Source organism: Pseudarthrobacter sp. TE9888, assembly GCF_056279345.1.
In genome coordinates, this window is record NZ_JBWBRD010000002.1 from 3,604,102 (window position 1) to 3,620,030 (window position 15,929).

Annotated in this window: 14 protein-coding genes; 13 read left to right on the top strand and 1 reads right to left on the bottom strand. The window is 65.8% G+C overall.

Annotated elements, in window-relative coordinates; translation table 11 throughout:
- Position 1 precedes the first annotated feature (1 nt).
- The gene (gene mshC, locus ACZ9J7_RS17175; protein ID WP_476211104.1) at positions 2-1,279 is read left to right on the top strand and encodes a cysteine--1-D-myo-inosityl 2-amino-2-deoxy-alpha-D-glucopyranoside ligase; all 1,278 of its coding nucleotides are present in this window, start codon (positions 2-4) and stop codon (positions 1,277-1,279) included.
- Positions 1,280-1,367: 88 nt separating this feature from the next.
- On the opposite strand, the gene ACZ9J7_RS17180 is transcribed toward mshC, so the two are convergent.
- Positions 1,368-2,273: a PAC2 family protein gene (locus tag ACZ9J7_RS17180; RefSeq protein WP_476211106.1), complete on the bottom strand. Its 906-nt coding sequence runs from the start codon at positions 2,271-2,273 to the stop codon at positions 1,368-1,370.
- Between the two features lie 198 nt (positions 2,274-2,471).
- Between ACZ9J7_RS17180 and ACZ9J7_RS17185 the strand changes: the two genes are divergently transcribed.
- The 12 genes from ACZ9J7_RS17185 (at position 2,472) to ACZ9J7_RS17240 (ending at position 15,921) form a co-directional block, all read left to right on the top strand.
- Positions 2,472-3,152, top strand: a complete 681-nt coding sequence (locus ACZ9J7_RS17185) for an HAD family hydrolase (RefSeq protein ID WP_476211887.1) — start codon at positions 2,472-2,474, stop codon at positions 3,150-3,152.
- Positions 3,145-4,335 (top strand): site-2 protease family protein, encoded by a 1,191-nt coding sequence (locus tag ACZ9J7_RS17190; protein ID WP_476211107.1) that lies wholly within the window; start codon positions 3,145-3,147, stop codon positions 4,333-4,335. The genes ACZ9J7_RS17185 and ACZ9J7_RS17190 overlap by 8 nt, the downstream gene beginning before the upstream one ends.
- A gap of 95 nt (positions 4,336-4,430) precedes the next feature.
- Positions 4,431-5,495, top strand: a complete 1,065-nt coding sequence (locus ACZ9J7_RS17195) for a tRNA (adenine-N1)-methyltransferase (protein ID WP_476211109.1) — start codon at positions 4,431-4,433, stop codon at positions 5,493-5,495.
- A gap of 82 nt (positions 5,496-5,577) precedes the next feature.
- Positions 5,578-7,329, top strand: a complete 1,752-nt coding sequence (arc, locus tag ACZ9J7_RS17200) for a proteasome ATPase (protein WP_141160427.1) — start codon at positions 5,578-5,580, stop codon at positions 7,327-7,329.
- A 50-nt stretch (positions 7,330-7,379) separates the two neighbouring features.
- The gene (dop, locus tag ACZ9J7_RS17205) at positions 7,380-8,999 is read left to right on the top strand and encodes a depupylase/deamidase Dop (RefSeq protein ID WP_476211889.1); all 1,620 of its coding nucleotides are present in this window, start codon (positions 7,380-7,382) and stop codon (positions 8,997-8,999) included.
- 84 nt (positions 9,000-9,083) lie between these two features.
- Complete coding sequence (locus tag ACZ9J7_RS17210; protein WP_141160425.1) at positions 9,084-9,287, top strand: ubiquitin-like protein Pup; 204 nt, start codon at positions 9,084-9,086, stop codon at positions 9,285-9,287.
- 80 nt (positions 9,288-9,367) lie between these two features.
- Positions 9,368-10,189 carry a proteasome subunit beta gene (prcB, locus tag ACZ9J7_RS17215; protein ID WP_476211111.1) on the top strand — a complete coding sequence of 274 codons (822 nt, stop codon included), beginning with the start codon at positions 9,368-9,370 and terminating at the stop codon, positions 10,187-10,189.
- Position 10,190: 1 nt separating this feature from the next.
- On the top strand, positions 10,191-10,901 hold the full coding sequence (gene prcA, locus ACZ9J7_RS17220; RefSeq protein ID WP_476211113.1) for a proteasome subunit alpha: 711 nt from the start codon (positions 10,191-10,193) through the stop codon (positions 10,899-10,901).
- A gap of 9 nt (positions 10,902-10,910) precedes the next feature.
- Positions 10,911-12,275: a Pup--protein ligase gene (gene pafA / locus ACZ9J7_RS17225; protein ID WP_476211115.1), complete on the top strand. Its 1,365-nt coding sequence runs from the start codon at positions 10,911-10,913 to the stop codon at positions 12,273-12,275.
- Between the two features lie 116 nt (positions 12,276-12,391).
- On the top strand, positions 12,392-13,360 hold the full coding sequence (locus ACZ9J7_RS17230; RefSeq protein WP_476211117.1) for an FKBP-type peptidyl-prolyl cis-trans isomerase: 969 nt from the start codon (positions 12,392-12,394) through the stop codon (positions 13,358-13,360).
- Between the two features lie 64 nt (positions 13,361-13,424).
- Complete coding sequence (locus tag ACZ9J7_RS17235) at positions 13,425-13,820, top strand: FKBP-type peptidyl-prolyl cis-trans isomerase (RefSeq protein WP_159631980.1); 396 nt, start codon at positions 13,425-13,427, stop codon at positions 13,818-13,820.
- A 115-nt stretch (positions 13,821-13,935) separates the two neighbouring features.
- Positions 13,936-15,921: a helix-turn-helix transcriptional regulator gene (locus tag ACZ9J7_RS17240; protein ID WP_476211120.1), complete on the top strand. Its 1,986-nt coding sequence runs from the start codon at positions 13,936-13,938 to the stop codon at positions 15,919-15,921.
- The last annotated feature ends 8 nt before the right edge of the window (positions 15,922-15,929 follow it).

The following is a 15,929-nucleotide window of genomic DNA, read 5'->3' on the forward strand; positions in this document are numbered from 1 at the left end:
TGTGAAATCCTGGACTTCCCGCCCTGTGCCTGCCCTGCCCGGAAACATGCCCGCCATCCGGCTGTTCGATACAGCGCAGGGCCGCGACGTGGCACTGGAACGGGAGGCCCGGCCGTCCATGTACGTCTGCGGCATCACTCCTTACGACGCAACCCACATGGGGCATGCCGCCAGCTATGTGGCTTTTGACCTGCTGAACCGGGCCTGGCGAGACGCAGGCAGCGAGGTTTCCTACGTGCAGAACGTCACCGACGTGGACGACCCCCTGCTGGAACGTGCCACCGCCACCGGCATCGACTGGCGAGACCTCGCCGCGGAACAGGTGGAACTCTTCCAGACCGACATGGAGGCGCTGAACGTCCTCGCGCCGGACAACTACGTGGGCGCCGTCGAATCCATCGGCCTGATCGTCCCCGAAGTGGAACGGCTGGTCAGCATGGGGCTGGCATACCGGGTGGCAGGCACCAACGGCGAACCGGACGGGGATGTCTATTACGACGTCGAAGCCGCCGGCAAGCAGTCAACGGCACCTGATGCGTGGGCCCTGGGGTCCATTTCCCACCTGGGTGAAAGCGCCATGCTGGAGCTCTTCGCCGAGCGCGGCGGGGATCCGGGCCGGGCCGGAAAGCGGCAGGCCCTGGACCCGCTGCTCTGGCGGGTGGAACGGGAAGGGGAACCGAGCTGGCCTGGCGGCAGCCTCGGACCGGGACGGCCCGGCTGGCACATTGAGTGCACCGTGATCGCACAGAAGTACCTCCCTGCGCCCTTCACCGTGCAGGGCGGCGGATCGGACCTGATCTTCCCGCACCACGAAATGGGTGCAGGCCACGCCTATTCACTGGCAGGCGTCCCGCTGGCCAAGCACTACGCCCATGCGGGGATGGTGGGCCTGGACGGCGAAAAGATGAGCAAATCCAAGGGCAACCTGGTGCTGGTGTCCAAGCTGCGCGCGGCAGGTGAGGATCCGGCGGCCATCCGCCTGGCCATCCTGGCCCACCACTACCGGTCGGATTGGTCCTGGACGGACGAAGGCTTCGCGGCCGCAAAGGCAGACCTGGCCGCCTGGCGCACGGCTCTCGACCACGCCCCGGAGGGTTCTGGCCCGGCACTGCTGGCCGGGATGCGTGAAGCGCTGGCGGCCGACCTGGACGCCCCGGCGGCGGTTGCCGCGGTATCGCGCTGGGCGCGGGCTGCGAACGACGGCGGTGCTCCCACCAGCGCCGCTGACGCAGCGCTGGTCAAGGACGCGGTGGACGCGCTCCTGGGTATCCGGCTCTAGGAGTCCATACACAGCAGCAAACGGTAAAGGGCCTGGCGGGATCGCTCCCGGCCAGGCCCTTCCTGTTAAGGCAGTCAGTACGGCCGCGTCAGGGCCGGTCCTGGCCCCGGCGCTTCAGGTAGCGCTCGAATTCACGGGCGATGGACTCGCCGCTGGCTTCCGGGAGGTCAGCGGTGTCCTTGGCTTCCTCCAGCTGCCGGACGTAGGCGGCAATCTCAGGATCCTCGGTGGCGAGCTCGTCCACGCCGCGCTCCCATGCGTCAGCTTCCTCCGCCAGCTCGTGCGTGTCCAGCGGCACCTGGAGGAGTTCCTCGATCCGGTGCAGGAGGGCCAGCTGGGCTTTGGGGGAGGGCGCCTGGGCCACATAGTGCGGCACTGCGGCCCACAACGACACGGTGGGAAGGCCGGCCAGGAGGGCCACCTCCGACAGGACGCCCACGATCCCAACGGGGCCCTCGTACTGTGAAGCTTCGAGGTTCATGCGCTCCCGGAGCGGGCCGTCGTCGGACGAGGTGCTCACCGGGATTGGGCGGCTGTGCGGAACGTCGGCCAGGAGCGCACCCACCAGCACCACGTAATTCACGTTCAGGGCCTCGGCGTGGACCAGCAGCTCCGCGGTGTAGGCACGCCACTTATAGGACGGCTCCGTCCCCTGGACGAAGATGACGTCCACGTTGGAGTTGGGGGCACTGGCCTTGTAGATCCGGGTGGAAGGCCATTTGATCTTCCGTTCACCGGCTGCGTTCCTGCGCACCGTGGGGCGGGTGAACTGGAAGTCGTAGTACTCGTCGGCATCGATGGAAGCGACTTTCTTGCCGCCCCACAATTTGTTCAGGTAGCGCAGCGAATCGCTGGCTGCTTCTCCGGCGTCGTTCCACCCTTCAAAGGCGGCAAGCATCACAGTTACGCGCCGTCCGTCAGCGACAGGCTGCAGGAACCGTTCCCGCTCGGGTCCGGCACCCTGTTCGGCGGTGTCTCCCTCGAAGCTATTCATTTCTTCACCCTACGTCCAAGCGGCTGGCCCGTGCAGGCAATGAAGCGCCGCAAATCCCGTGAAACCCAGCCATGGGGTGTCCGGCCACTGCATATTCGCCAAGGGCGTAGCCCACAGCCTCCGCCCAGCCACGCCCCGTAGACTGGCGTTATGCCAATTCCTGCCGCCAGTTCCCCGCTTAAAGCAGTCCTCTGGGACATGGACGGGACCATTGTGGACACGGAGCCATACTGGATCGCCGCGGAGCATGCGCTGGTGGAGGCCCACGGGGGAACGTGGAGCCATGACCAGGCCATGCAGCTGGTGGGTCAGTCGCTGACGTTTTCCGCCGGCCTGCTCCAGGAGGCCGGCGTCGAACTCGAAATCCGGGAAATAATCGACACCCTGACCGCCCAGGTGGTCAGCAGCGTCCAGCAGCAGGTGCCGTGGCGGCCCGGTGCCCGCGAACTCCTTGAGGAATTGCACCTCGCCGGCGTGCGCTGCGCTTTGGTGACCATGTCAGAGGGTCCGTTGGCCCGCGAAGTGGTGGCCAGCCTTCCCCGGCCGTACTTTGATGTGCTGGTTACCGGGGACACGGTGACCCAGGGCAAGCCGCATCCCGAAGCGTACCTGACCGCCGTCGAACTCCTGCGGGAGGACGATCCCGACCTTGGGATCCACCACTGCGTCGCCCTTGAGGACTCCGTGCCGGGCGTGGCCGCGGCCGTGGCCTCCGGCGTGGCCACCGTGGCTGTCCCGCACATAGTTCCCCTCCCGGACAATGGCAGCTACGCGCTGTGGGATTCCCTGTCCGGCCGGGGCCTGGAGGAGCTCGAAGCCCTGCTCCTGGCGGCCGGTCCCGCTGGCTCGGCCGCCTCGCCCGGTGGTCACCGTGGCTGAACCGGATACCCGGCAAGGCCCCGCCTCGGGCGCCCCGGCGCGGCGTGAAGGCATCCCGCTCGGACGCATCGCTGGCGTGCCCGTTGTCCTTGCTTACTCGTGGTTCGTGATCGCGGCCTTCACGGTGATTGTCTACGGGCCGGTTCTTGCCCGAAACAACCCCATGCTGGGCGTCAGCGCCTACGTCGTGGCCTTCGCCTATGCCGTGCTGCTGCTCATCTCCGTCCTTGTCCACGAACTCGCCCACGCCCTGACAGCAAAAATTTACGGCTGGCCCACGCAAAAGATCGTCCTCAACCTGTGGGGCGGGCACACCCAGTTTGAAAGCTTCACCTCTTCTCCCGGCCGGTCCGTGCTGGTTGCGCTGGCCGGGCCGGCCGCGAACTTCGTCCTGGCCGGCGGGGCGTGGCTGGTGCTCAGCACCAACAGCCTGGGAAGCGTGGCCGAAATCCTGACGAACATCTTCATGTGGGCCAACTTCCTCATCGGTGTCTTCAACGTCCTGCCGGGCCTCCCGCTCGACGGCGGCCGGCTGGTCGAATCAATCGTCTGGAAAGCGACCGGCAGCCAGGCTAAAGGCACCGTGGCGGCCGGGTGGGGCGGCCGGATCATCGTCCTCGCCATCGGTTACTGGTTCCTCCTTCGCCCGTTCCTCGCCGGCGACCAGCCCGAATTCAGCCTCCTGATGATCACGATCCTGGTGGGCGGATTCCTCTGGATGGGCGCATCCGCCTCCATCCAGCAGGGCACCTTGCGCGGGCGGCTCCCGCTGGTCAGCGCCGCAGCCTTGTCGACGCCGGCTGCCGGGGTTCCCTCCACCGGCACGGTCCGGGACGCCCTGCGCCTGGGCGCCGCAGGAACAAAGTCCGTGGTGGTCTGCGGTCCCGACGGACGGCCGGAAGGCGTGGTGGACCCGGGCGCCCTTGCAGCTGTGCCGGGCGCAGCGGCAGATACGACCCCCGTCACCGCCGTCTCGTTTCCCTTGGCCGCCGGCGCCTTCATTCCGGAGTGGTCCAAAGGGCAGGAACTTATCCAGTTCCTCTCCCAGCTTGAGGGGCGCCACTACGCCGTGGTTGACCACAACGGAACTGTCACGGGTTTGCTGACGCAGGAAGCCGTCCTCGCCGCCATCACCGGGAAGCGCCTGCGCAACGATAGGCACCCGCAGGGCCAGAACCGGTAGAGTTACCTGCCGGTCGTGCATTGCCGCCGCACGCCCCAGCGTCCTTGGGACCATCAGGCAGCGGCACAACAGGTTTACAGGAGCGAGGAAGAAACATGAGCAGCGAAACTGCCGTCAACGACGCCAAGGGAGCAGCGCAAGCCGGTGCTGCCGCCAGCGGCTCGCAGCCGGTGGGCGCTGCCCGTCGCCGGGGCCCTTTCCGGGAGGGCGAACGCGTCCAACTGACCGATGAGCGTGGCCGGATGAACACCATCACCCTGGAACGCGGCGGCGCCTTCCACACCCACCGCGGCTTCCTGAACCACGACGAAATCATCGGCCAGGTGGACGGCTCGGTGGTGGTCAACAACGTGGGCCAGCAATACCAGACCCTCCGGCCCCTGCTCTCGGACTTTGTGCTGTCGATGCCGCGCGGCGCCGCCGTCGTATATCCAAAGGACGCCGGCCAGATCGTCACCATGGCGGACATCTTCCCCGGCGCACGCGTCGTGGAAGCCGGCGTCGGCTCGGGTGCCCTCTCCATTTCCCTGCTCCGCGCGGTGGGCGACAACGGCTACCTGCACTCCTTCGAACGGCGCGAGGAGTTCGCGGACATCGCCCGCGGAAACGTGGAAACCATCTTCGGCGGCCCCCACCCCGCGTGGCAGATCTCCCTCGGGGACTTCCAGGAGGAAGTGGTCAAGGCAGAGGAGCCCGGCTCCGTGGACCGCGTGGTCCTGGACATGCTGGCGCCATGGGAGTGCCTCGACGCCGTCGCCACCGTCTTGGCCCCTGGCGGCGTCTGGATCAACTATGTCGCCACGGTCACCCAGCTCTCCCGCACTGCCGAAGCCATCCGGGCGGACGGACGCTTCACCGAACCCGATGCCTGGGAGTCCATGGTCCGGGGCTGGCACCTGGAAGGCCTGGCCGTGCGCCCTGACCACCGGATGGTGGCCCACACCGGGTTCCTGCTGGTCACCCGGCGGCTGGCAGACGGCGTCACCGGCATCTCGGTCAAGCGCCGCCCGTCCAAGACGGAATTCAACGAAGAGGACGTCAACGCCTGGACTCCGGGAGCAGTGGGGGAGCGGGCGGTGTCCGACAAGAAGCTCCGCCGTGCCGCCCGCGACGCCATCGCGGGGACCAACGTCGTGGACAACCCCGAGGTCACGAACTAGTCCATATTTCGGGAGCCTCCATCCCTACCCGGCCTCTTGGGACTAATGTCTTAAGAGAAGCGCAGGAAGGGGCTGATACATCATGGAGACACCAAACCAGGACTCCGGACGTACACCGGCAGAGCAGTCTGCCGCCAACGACCTCTCGGTTGCTGACCGCCAGGTCAACATACTTCGGGACAAGCTCAGGCACATCGACCGCCAGTTGGCTGCGGCAACGCAGAACAACTCGAAGCTGGTCAGCATGCTCGAGACGGCGAAGGCTGAGATTCTCCGTCTGAAGAACGCCCTGGACCAGGAAGGGCAACCGCCCTACAGCTTTGGCACCATCCTCCAAATCAACCCGAAGCGGCAGCCCGCTCCCGGCAACAGCGGCCAGGCTGCCACCGAGGAATCGGTGGACATCTTCAACGCCGGCCGGAAGATGCGCGTGGGAATCAGCCCACTGGTCAACATCAACCAGCTTGCGGTCGGTCAGGAGGTGCTGCTGAACGAGGCACTACTGATCGTCGCGGGGCTGGGCTACGAGCGGGCCGGTGAGCTGGCCACCCTGAAGGAAATGCTCGGACGGGACCGCGCCCTTGTGGTGGGCCGCGCGGACGAAGAACGCGTTGTGCGGCTCTCCGGTGCGCTCCTGTCCGAAAAACTGAGGGTCGGCGATGCCCTCTCCGTCGATTCCCGGACCGGATACGCGCTGGAGAAGGTGCCCCGCTCGGAGGTGGAGAACCTTGTCCTCGAAGAAGTTCCGGACATCACGTACGAGGACATCGGCGGCCTTGGCCCCCAGATCGAGCAGATCCGGGACGCCGTGGAACTGCCGTTCCTGCATCCGGACCTCTACCGCGAACACGGACTCAAGGCTCCCAAGGGCATCCTGCTGTACGGCCCTCCCGGCTGCGGCAAGACCCTGATTGCCAAGGCCGTTGCCAACTCGCTCGCGGCCCGGGCCGCGGAGCGCTCAGGGAATGTTGACCTTAAAAGCTACTTCCTGAACATCAAGGGCCCGGAACTCCTGGACAAGTACGTGGGTGAGACCGAGCGGCACATCCGCCTGATCTTCGCCCGCGCCCGGGAAAAGGCGTCCGACGGCAGCCCCGTCGTGGTGTTCTTCGACGAAATGGACTCGCTGTTCCGCACCCGCGGCACAGGCATCTCGTCCGACGTCGAAACCACCATCGTGCCGCAGCTCCTCAGCGAGATCGACGGCGTCGAGCGCCTGGACAATGTGATCGTCATCGGCGCATCCAACCGCGAAGACATGATCGATCCCGCCATCCTCCGGCCCGGCCGGCTCGATGTGAAGGTTAAGATCCAGCGGCCGGATGCGGAGGCAGCGGCTGACATCTTCAACAAATACATCACGCCGGACCTGCCGTTCCACGAATCAGACCTGGCCGAACACAATGGTGATGTCCAGGCCACCGTCGACGCCATGGTCCAGCGCACCGTCGAGGCCATGTACTCCACCGACAAATCCAACGAATTCCTGGAGGTCACCTACGCCAACGGTGACACCGAAATGCTGTACTTCAAGGACTTTAACTCCGGTGCCGTGGTGCAGAACGTGGTGGACAGGGCCAAGAAGTATGCCATCAAGGACCTTCTGACATCCCACCAGAAGGGGCTCCGTATCGAGCACCTGCTGCGCGCCGTGGTGGACGAGTTCCGTGAGCACGAGGACATGCCCAACACCACCAATCCCGATGACTGGGCACGCATCTCCGGGAAGAAAGGTGAACGGATTACCTATATCCGCACCATCGTGCAGGGCAAAGCCGGCCAGGAGCCCGGCAAGTCCATCGAGACAATGCCCACTACTGGACAGTATCTGTGACGGGTCCACAGGGATCCGCCGCCGGGGAAGCCCTCCCCGCCGGCGGGGCCATGAGGGTCATGGGGGCAGAAACCGAATACGGCATCCACGCTCCGTCAGCCCCTTCCGCCAACGCCACCATGATGAGCGCCCGCGTGGTCCAGGCATATGCCCAGGTCACCCGGCAGCGGGCGGCCGGCGGGGCGGAAACGCGCTGGGACTACACGGATGAGGAGCCTTTGCACGATGCCCGTGGCTGGACGGTGGACCGCGGTGCCGCCCATCCCTCGCAGCTGACCGACCAGCCGCCGGTGCTCGATGCGGAGGCAGTGGCCCTGGCCTACGGCCGCGAGGAACTGGAGCTCGACGGGCAGGACGAGTCGGGGAGCCTCCTGATGAACATGGTCCTCGGCAACGGAGCGCGGCTTTATGTCGACCACGCCCATCCCGAGTACTCCAGCCCCGAGGTAACGAACCCCCGGGACGCGGTGGCCTGGGACGCCGCCGGCGACCTGGTGGGCCTGGCGGCCGTACGCAGACTGGCAGCGGACCCAACCCTGCCGCCGGTCAATCTCTACAAGAACAACACAGACAACAAATCCGTTTCGTACGGCTCGCACGAGAACTACCTCATGCCCAGGTCAGTCCCGTTTGGGGATATTGTGCGTGGGCTGACACCGTTCTTCGTCAGCCGGCAGGTGGTGTGCGGGGCAGGCCGGCTGAGTATCGGACAGGACAGCTCCACCCCTGGCTTCCAAATCAGCCAGCGCGCCGACTTCTTCGAAGCGGAGGTGGGCCTGGAAACCACCATCCGCCGGCCCATCATCAACACCCGGGATGAGCCCCATTCCACCGCTGACAAATACCGGCGGCTGCACGTCATCATCGGGGACGCCAACCTGAGCCAGGTGTCCAACTACCTCAAGTTCGGCACCACCGCCCTGGTCCTCAGCCTGGTCGAAGCCGGGCTGGCTCCGAAAATCGAAGTCTACGAGCCCGTCACCGCCCTCAAAACGGTGAGCCACGATACGTCCCTGACCGCCAAAGTCCGGTTGCTGGACGGCAGGCGCGTCACGGCACTTGATCTCCAGTGGATGTACCACGAGGCCGCCGCCAAACTCGCCCAGGACACCGGTGTGGCCGATGCCGTCGACGGCGACGGACACACCCATGAGGTCCTGGAACGGTGGGCTTCGGTTCTCACCCAGCTCGACAGCGACCGGGCCGCGGCGGCCACCTCGGTGGAATGGCTCGCCAAGCTCTCCCTGCTGGACGGGTACCGCCAGCGCGACGGCCTGGACTGGAGCGACGCGCGGCTGGGACTAGTCGACCTGCAGTGGGCCGACATCAGGCCCGAGAAGGGCCTCTACTACCGGCTGTTGTCCAGGAACCGGATGCAACGGGTGGTGGACGATTCCGCCATCGCAGCTGCCGTGGCGGAGCCACCGGCGGATACCCGGGCGTTCTTCCGGGGAAAGTGCATCAGCAGCTTTGGCAAGGATGTGGTGGGGGCCAGTTGGGATTCGGTCATCTTCGACGTACCCGGCTATGGGAGGCTTCAGCGGGTACCCACCCGTGAGCCCCTGAGGGGAACCAAAGCCCTGACTGGAGCGTTGTTTGAGCGCTACCGGGAAGCGGGACCGTTCCTGGGTGAACTGCTGGGACACAACAGCACTCCGCCTGCGGCGTAAACCGCGCCGGAACGCCCGTCGCGTGGCAGGATGGGCATATCGGAGGATCCGCCGGATCCACCGACGGAAGAAAGAGGGAAACCAATGGCAGGCCAGGAGCAGCAGCAGCCGCAGTCACGTGACACCCAGGTCGACGAAGACATCCCCGAAGCACCCCCGGCAGCACCGGAGGCGCAGGCCTCGGCATCGACCGAAGGCGTGGATGACCTGCTCGACGAGATCGACGGCGTCCTCGAATCCAACGCCGAAGAGTTCGTCCGGGCATTCGTCCAAAAGGGCGGCCAGTAACCCGGACCGCTGGGTGGCTGAAGCCGCGGACGGCCGGAATCTGTACCGACGTTGTGAGTACCACGTTCAAGGAGTGATGAGTGCAGGAATCAACCGCCAACCAGGTAGCCGCCAACGCCACCTCGTCCTTTACCGAACACCTGCAGCGGGACCGGCCTGAGCTGTTGCCCTTCAGCCGGTCCTTCCAGGGAGGCGCGTCAACCGCCGCGCCGGTCCAGGTGCCCCATGCCACCACCATCGTGGCCATGAGCTACGGCGGCGGCGTCCTGATGGCGGGGGACAGGCGGGCCACCATGGGAAACGTCATTGCCAGCAGGCACATCGAGAAGGTCTTCCCGGCTGACCACTTCTCCGTCCTGGGCATCGCCGGAACCGCTGGCATAGCCATTGACCTGACGCGGCTGTTCCAGGTTGAACTCGAGCATTACGAAAAGATTGAAGGCACCCAGCTCAGCCTTGAAGGCAAGGCAAACCGCTTGGGTGCCATGATCAGGGGCAACCTCCCCTTGGCCCTCCAGGGACTGGCGGTGGTTCCCCTGTTCGCCGGATTCGACATCAGCGCCGGGGTTGGGCGGCTGTTTTCCTACGATGTCACCGGCGGCAGGTACGAGGAACACGAACACCACACCGTTGGTTCCGGCTCAGTGTTCGCGCGCGGCGCCTTGAAGAAGCTTTGGCGGCCCAACCTCGCCCCGGAGCAGGCACTCTCCGTTGCCGTGGAATCCCTGTATGACGCCGCCGACGACGATTCGGCCACCGGCGGTCCGGATACAGTCCGCCAGTTGTGGCCCGTGGTGTACACGGTTGACAGGACCGGAGCCCGGCGCGTCCCTGAAGCCGACCTCGCGGCGGCCTCGCGCAGTGTGATCGAAGCGCGCACCATCGCCGGACGGGAGGCCTGAGATGACCCAGCAGTTCTATGTCTCACCTGAACAGCTGATGAAGGACCGCGCGGACTTCGCGCGGAAGGGCATCGCGCGCGGCCGCTCCGTAGTGGTCATCAGCTGTGCCGACGGCATCGCCCTCGTGGCCGAGAACCCGTCGCCGTCCCTGCACAAGATCGGGGAAATCTACGACAAAATCGCGTTCGCAGCCGTCGGCAAATACAACGAATTCGAAAGCCTCCGGCAGGCCGGAGTGCGCTACGCCGACGTGCGGGGATACTCCTACGACCGTGAGGATGTGACCGCGCGGGGCCTGGCCAGCGTGTACGCCCAAAGCCTGGGAGCTGTCTTCACCGCCGAGCAAAAGCCCTTCGAGGTGGAACTCGCCGTCGCCGAAGTGGGACCGACGCAGGCCGAAGACCATCTCTACCGGCTGACCTTCGACGGTTCGATCGCCGACGAACACAGCTTTGTCGTCATGGGCGGACAGGCCGAGAAAGTGTCGTCCGCCATCGGGGAAGGGTGGCAGGCCTCGCTGGGTTTTGCCGATGCCGTGCGGCTGGCGCTGAAGGGACTTACCCCTGCCCAGGAGGGGGACCAGCCGGCGGCACCGTTGCCGCCCAGTGCGCTGGAAGTTGCCGTCCTGGACAGGGTCTCCGAGAACACCCGCGGCACCCGGCGCGCCTTCCGCCGGCTGAACGACGCGGACATCACCGCACTGCTGGCCTAGGAGGACCGCATGGACAAGAGAATCTTCGGTATCGAAACCGAGTTTGGGATCTCCTATTCGAGCCCCGACTCGAGGCCCCTTGCCCCGGAGGAGGTGGCCCGGTACCTGTTCCGCAAGGTGGTCAGCTGGGGGCGCTCGTCCAATGTGTTCCTCACCAATGGTTCACGGCTGTACCTCGATGTCGGGTCCCACCCGGAATACGCCACGGCCGAGTGCGACGACCTTGCCCAGCTGATCGCGCACGACCGGGCCGGCGAGCTCATTCTTGACGATCTCGTGGATGAGGCCCAGGCACGCCTGGCCGCTGAAGGCTTCAACGGCACCGTGTACCTGTTCAAGAACAACACTGACTCAGCGGGGAACTCCTACGGCAGCCACGAGAATTACCTGATTCCCCGGCGCGGCGAATTTTCCCGCCTGGCCGAAATCCTGATTCCGTTCCTGGTCACCCGCCAGCTCATCGCCGGCGCGGGAAAGATCCTTAAGACGCCCCACGGTGCGACGTATGCGTTCTCCCAGCGTGCCGACCACATCTGGGAGGGCGTCTCGTCCGCCACCACCCGTTCCCGGCCCATCATCAACACCAGGGACGAACCGCATGCCGATGCCGAATTCTACCGGCGTCTGCACGTGATCGTGGGGGACTCCAACATGTCCGAGGCCACCGCGCTGATGAAAGTCGGCACCGTGGACCTGGTCCTTCGAATGATCGAGGCCGGGGTGATCATGCGCGACATGCGGATGGAGAACCCCATCCGCAGCATCCGGGAAATATCCCACGACCTCAGCGGCCGCGCCCTGGTCCGCCTGGCCAACGGACGGCAGCTCACCGCACTCGAAATCCAGCAGGAGTACCTGACCAAGGTCACAGCGTTCGTCCAGGAACACGGCGCCCACAACCCGCACGTTCCCCTGATCCTGGATCTGTGGGAGCGAACACTCCACGCGATCGAGTCTGGAGACGCCAGGGGGATCGACACCGAAATTGACTGGGCCATCAAGAAAAAGCTGATGGACAACTACCGCGAACGGCACAACCTTGGCCTGGAGGCACCCCGGATTGCCCAGCTCGACCTGACTTACCACGACATCTCCCGCAGCCGCGGGCTGTACTACCTGCTGCAGTCCCGGGGCGCGGTGCGTCGTATTGTCGACGACACCGTGATCAAGGGGGCCGTGGACGCACCGCCACAAACAACCCGTGCGAAGCTGCGCGGCGACTTTGTCCGCCGCGCGCAGGAACTGGGACGCGACTACACCGTGGACTGGGTGCACCTGAAACTCAACGACCGCGCGCACCAGACAATCCTCTGCAAGGATCCCTTCCGCAGCGTTGATGAGCGCGTGGATGCCCTGTTGGACTCTATGGGCTGACGTCCAGCTTCAGGGTCTATTCTGGATAAGGTCCTTTTTAAAGGGACCCTCCACGGCATCTGTCCGCAGCCATGCGGAAAGCCGTGTCCACCCTGCCCCGACGAAAGTTTTACTACGTGCGCCGACTACTAGCAATCCTCCTTCCCGGCCTGCTGCTCCTGACCGCCTGCGGAGGCACAGCCCCGCAGCCCGAGCCGAGCAGCCAGTCCGCCGGGGAGACTGCAAAGTTCGACTCCCTCAAGCTGACCGACAACGGGGACAAGAAGGCCCCGGGTGTGGACTTCGACAAGCCCCTGGCCGTCACCCAGCCCACCATCAAGGTGGTTTCCGAAGGCAGCGGCGACACCGTCAAGGCAAACCAGGTAGCCAAGATCTCCATCCTGGCCCTCAACGGTTCGGACGGATCGCAGCTGGAGGATACGTTCCCCAATGAGCCTGAAAGCCTGGAGCTGAACGATGAGCTCAAGACCAGCAGCGCCGTGATCTACAACGCCTTCGTGGGCGCCAAGGTTGGCTCCAGCCTGGCCCTGGCCGTCCCCGCCCAGCAGAGTGCGCCTTCGGCGAGCCCGAGCCCGTCAGATGGTGCCAGCCCCAGCCCCAGCGCAGCAGCCGGGCCTTCCCAGCTGCTGATCATCAAGGTCCTTTCCGCCTCGGACCCCACCCCCGTCCTCGACAAGCCGCAGGGTGATGCGGTGACGCCGCCGCCCGGGCTGCCGACCGTGACGGAAAAAGACGGCGTCCCGGAGATCAACGTCGCAGGTGCCCCCGCTCCCACGGCACTGGTGTCCCAGGACCTGATCAAGGGCACTGGCGCGACCGTCAAGGATTCAGACACGCTCACCGTGAACTACGTTGGCGTCAATCTCTCCGACGGCACCAAGTTCGACTCCAGCTTCGACCGCGGCCAGCCGGCCAGTTTCCCGCTCTCGGGCGTCATCAAGGGGTGGACCCAGGGCCTCGCAGGTAAAACCGTGGGTTCCCGCGTCCTGCTGGTCGTCCCCAAGGACCTGGCGTACGGAGACGCCGGCCAGGGCCAGGCAAAGGGCGACCTTGTCTTCGTAGTGGACATCCTCGGGGTCAAGTAGCAAGACTTACTGGGACGCCGCGTCCTTCGCGGCACCCATCACCACTCACTCATTAGGAGCAAGCATGTCGTTTGGACAGCGGGAATTTGACCGCCAGAAGCCCGAGATCGACTTCCCGGAAGGCGACGTCCCCACCGAGCTCGTCATCACGGACCTCATCGAGGGTGACGGCAAGGAAGCCAAGGCAGGGGACACCGTCTCCACCCACTACGTCGGCGTTGCCTGGTCCACAGGCGAAGAATTCGACGCTTCCTGGGGCCGCGGCGCACCGCTCGACTTCCGGGTCGGCGTCGGCCAGGTCATCCAGGGCTGGGACCAGGGCCTCCTGGGCATGAAGGTTGGCGGCCGCCGCCGCCTGGAGATCCCCTCCGAGCTGGCCTACGGCTCGCGCGGCGCCGGCGGAGCCATTGCCCCCAACGAGGCACTGATTTTCGTCGTGGACCTCGTCGCCGTCCGCTAAGGCGACCGTACACGCGGAAACTGACCGCACCTCGAAGCGCGGCAGCACCGAAGGACAACCTCCGGTACTGCCGCGCTTTCTGCTTTCACCCGGGGAGTTTAGTAACGTAACCAAGGTGTCCGTATCCCGCACTGAACGCCTCCTCAACCTGCTGATTGCGCTGCTCAATACCCGCTACGGACTGCACCGCAGTGAACTGCGCGAAAAGGTCTACCGCGACAGCTCCGGCAACGACGTCGCTTTCGGGCGCATGTTCGAGCGGGACAAGAACGACCTCAGGGCCATGGGTTTCGAGGTTGAAACCCTGACGGACCTCGGCTGGAGCGAGGATGACCCTGCCACCACCAGGTACCGGATCGGCAAGGAAGCCAGCCGGCTCCCGGACGTCCAGCTGGGACCGGAGGAATGGACTGTCCTCCTGCTGGCCTCCCAACTCTGGGAGCGGGCAGCGCTGGGGACGGCCGCGCAAAGCGCCCTCCGCAAGCTCCAGTCCTCGGGAAGGCTGGCCGAGGTGGAACTTCCTGCCGGCGTCCAGCCGCGCATTAAACCCGCCGGACAGGCCTTCGATGACATCGTTGCAGCCATGCACGCCCGCAACCCAGTCAGCTTCACGTACCTCGCCGGAAGCACTGGCAAGGAGGAGGAACGGCGGGTGGAGCCGTGGGGCCTGGGCAGCCGTTTCGGCCAGTGGTACCTCATGGGCTACGACCGGTCCCGGAACGCTCCCCGTCATTTCCGGCTGTCCCGCCTCACCAGCGCGGTGACCGTCCTCAACAAAGAGCACTACCTGCCGCCTGCAGGCTTCAACATCCGCGCCGAACTTGACCGGCTGCCGGAACTGCCGCTGCGCACCGCCGTCGTTGACGTCAGGGAGGGGCGGCTCCTGGCCCTGCGGCGCCGGGCCATGGACGGCGGCACAGACCAGGCTCCCGGTAAGCCCGACGACGGCTGGGACCGGCTGGTCCTCGAGTACCGCGACCCGGAAGTCCTCGCCGAAGAGTTGGCCAGCTATGGACCCGACGCCCTGGCAGTGGAGCCCGTGGAGCTGGCAGGGGCAGTGCGGCGCCGGCTGCAGGCTGCAGCCGACTTCACTGCCGCGCCCGTCCCCGCCTACACGTTCCCCGATACCCGTCCCCGTGCAATCCGGAAGGGGACCTCGGAGGACCAGCTGAAGCGGATGCTGCAACTGGTCCCGTTCCTGGTCCATAACCAGGGCCTGCACATCCGGGACGTGGCAAAGCACTTTGGCATCACCAGGGAAGAGCTCGAAGCGGACCTGCGGATCCTCATCTGCTCAGGATTGCCTGAGGGCTATCCGGACGATCTCCTCGACATCCAGTGGGACGACGACCACGTCTACATCACCCAGGACCTTGACCTGAACAAGCCCGTCCGGTTCACCGTGGCGGAGGCATGTGCCCTGCTGACCGGACTGGAAACCCTGAACACCCTGCCCGGCCTGCCCGGCGGAGGCGCCCTGGAATCGGTCACGCTGAAGCTGCTGGCCGCCGCGGGCGAGGAAGGACTCGGTGCGGCCTCCATCGCAGGGCCGCAGGTCGCTCCCGCGGACGCCGCCACCCATGCCACCGTGCGCCAGGCGGTCGAGTCCGGTTCCCAGCTCCACCTTTCCTACCTCTCACCCCAGCGGGACGCGATAACCGAGCGCGACGTGGACCCCCTGCGGCTCTACTCCCTGGACAACACCTGGTATTTCGAAGCCTGGTGCCATTTGGTGGACGGGCTGCGAAACTTCCGGCTGGACCGGGTCCAGGAGGTGCGGCCCAACGGCCGGCCCGCCGCCAGGCACGGGACGCCGGCTGGCGGGGTCCCCGCCAAACTCTTCACAGCGAACGACGACGACACGACAGTCACCGTCCAGCTCACCCGGCAGGGGCGCGGGCTGGCGGAGGACTACTACGCGGAGCGCAGCGCGGAGTTGCCCGACGGCGGATTGGTGGCCGAGATCAGGTTCGGCAACACGGCGTGGCTCCCGATGTTCGTGGCCCAGCACGGGGGCATGGTCCGCATCCTGGCACCTGTTGGGCCGGCTGACGCCGCGCGGGAGTGGCTGGCGGCATCGTTGGACAGGTACGCCGGATAGACTTCTCA

Excerpts from the sequence above, each read along its gene's own strand:
- pafA (WP_476211115.1), top strand. The coding sequence starts at position 10,911 with ATGGACAAGAGAATCTTCGGTATCGAAACCGAGTTTGGGATCTCCTAT.
- prcA (WP_476211113.1), top strand. The coding sequence starts at position 10,191 with ATGACCCAGCAGTTCTATGTCTCACCTGAACAGCTGATGAAGGACCGC.
- ACZ9J7_RS17210 (WP_141160425.1), top strand. The coding sequence starts at position 9,084 with ATGGCAGGCCAGGAGCAGCAGCAGCCGCAGTCACGTGACACCCAGGTC.
- ACZ9J7_RS17185 (WP_476211887.1), top strand. The coding sequence starts at position 2,472 with ATGGACGGGACCATTGTGGACACGGAGCCATACTGGATCGCCGCGGAG.
- ACZ9J7_RS17195 (WP_476211109.1), top strand. The coding sequence starts at position 4,431 with ATGAGCAGCGAAACTGCCGTCAACGACGCCAAGGGAGCAGCGCAAGCC.
- ACZ9J7_RS17235 (WP_159631980.1), top strand. The coding sequence starts at position 13,425 with ATGTCGTTTGGACAGCGGGAATTTGACCGCCAGAAGCCCGAGATCGAC.
- ACZ9J7_RS17180 (WP_476211106.1), bottom strand. The coding sequence starts at position 2,273 with ATGAATAGCTTCGAGGGAGACACCGCCGAACAGGGTGCCGGACCCGAG.
- dop (WP_476211889.1), top strand. The coding sequence starts at position 7,380 with ATGAGGGTCATGGGGGCAGAAACCGAATACGGCATCCACGCTCCGTCA.
- arc (WP_141160427.1), top strand. The coding sequence starts at position 5,578 with ATGGAGACACCAAACCAGGACTCCGGACGTACACCGGCAGAGCAGTCT.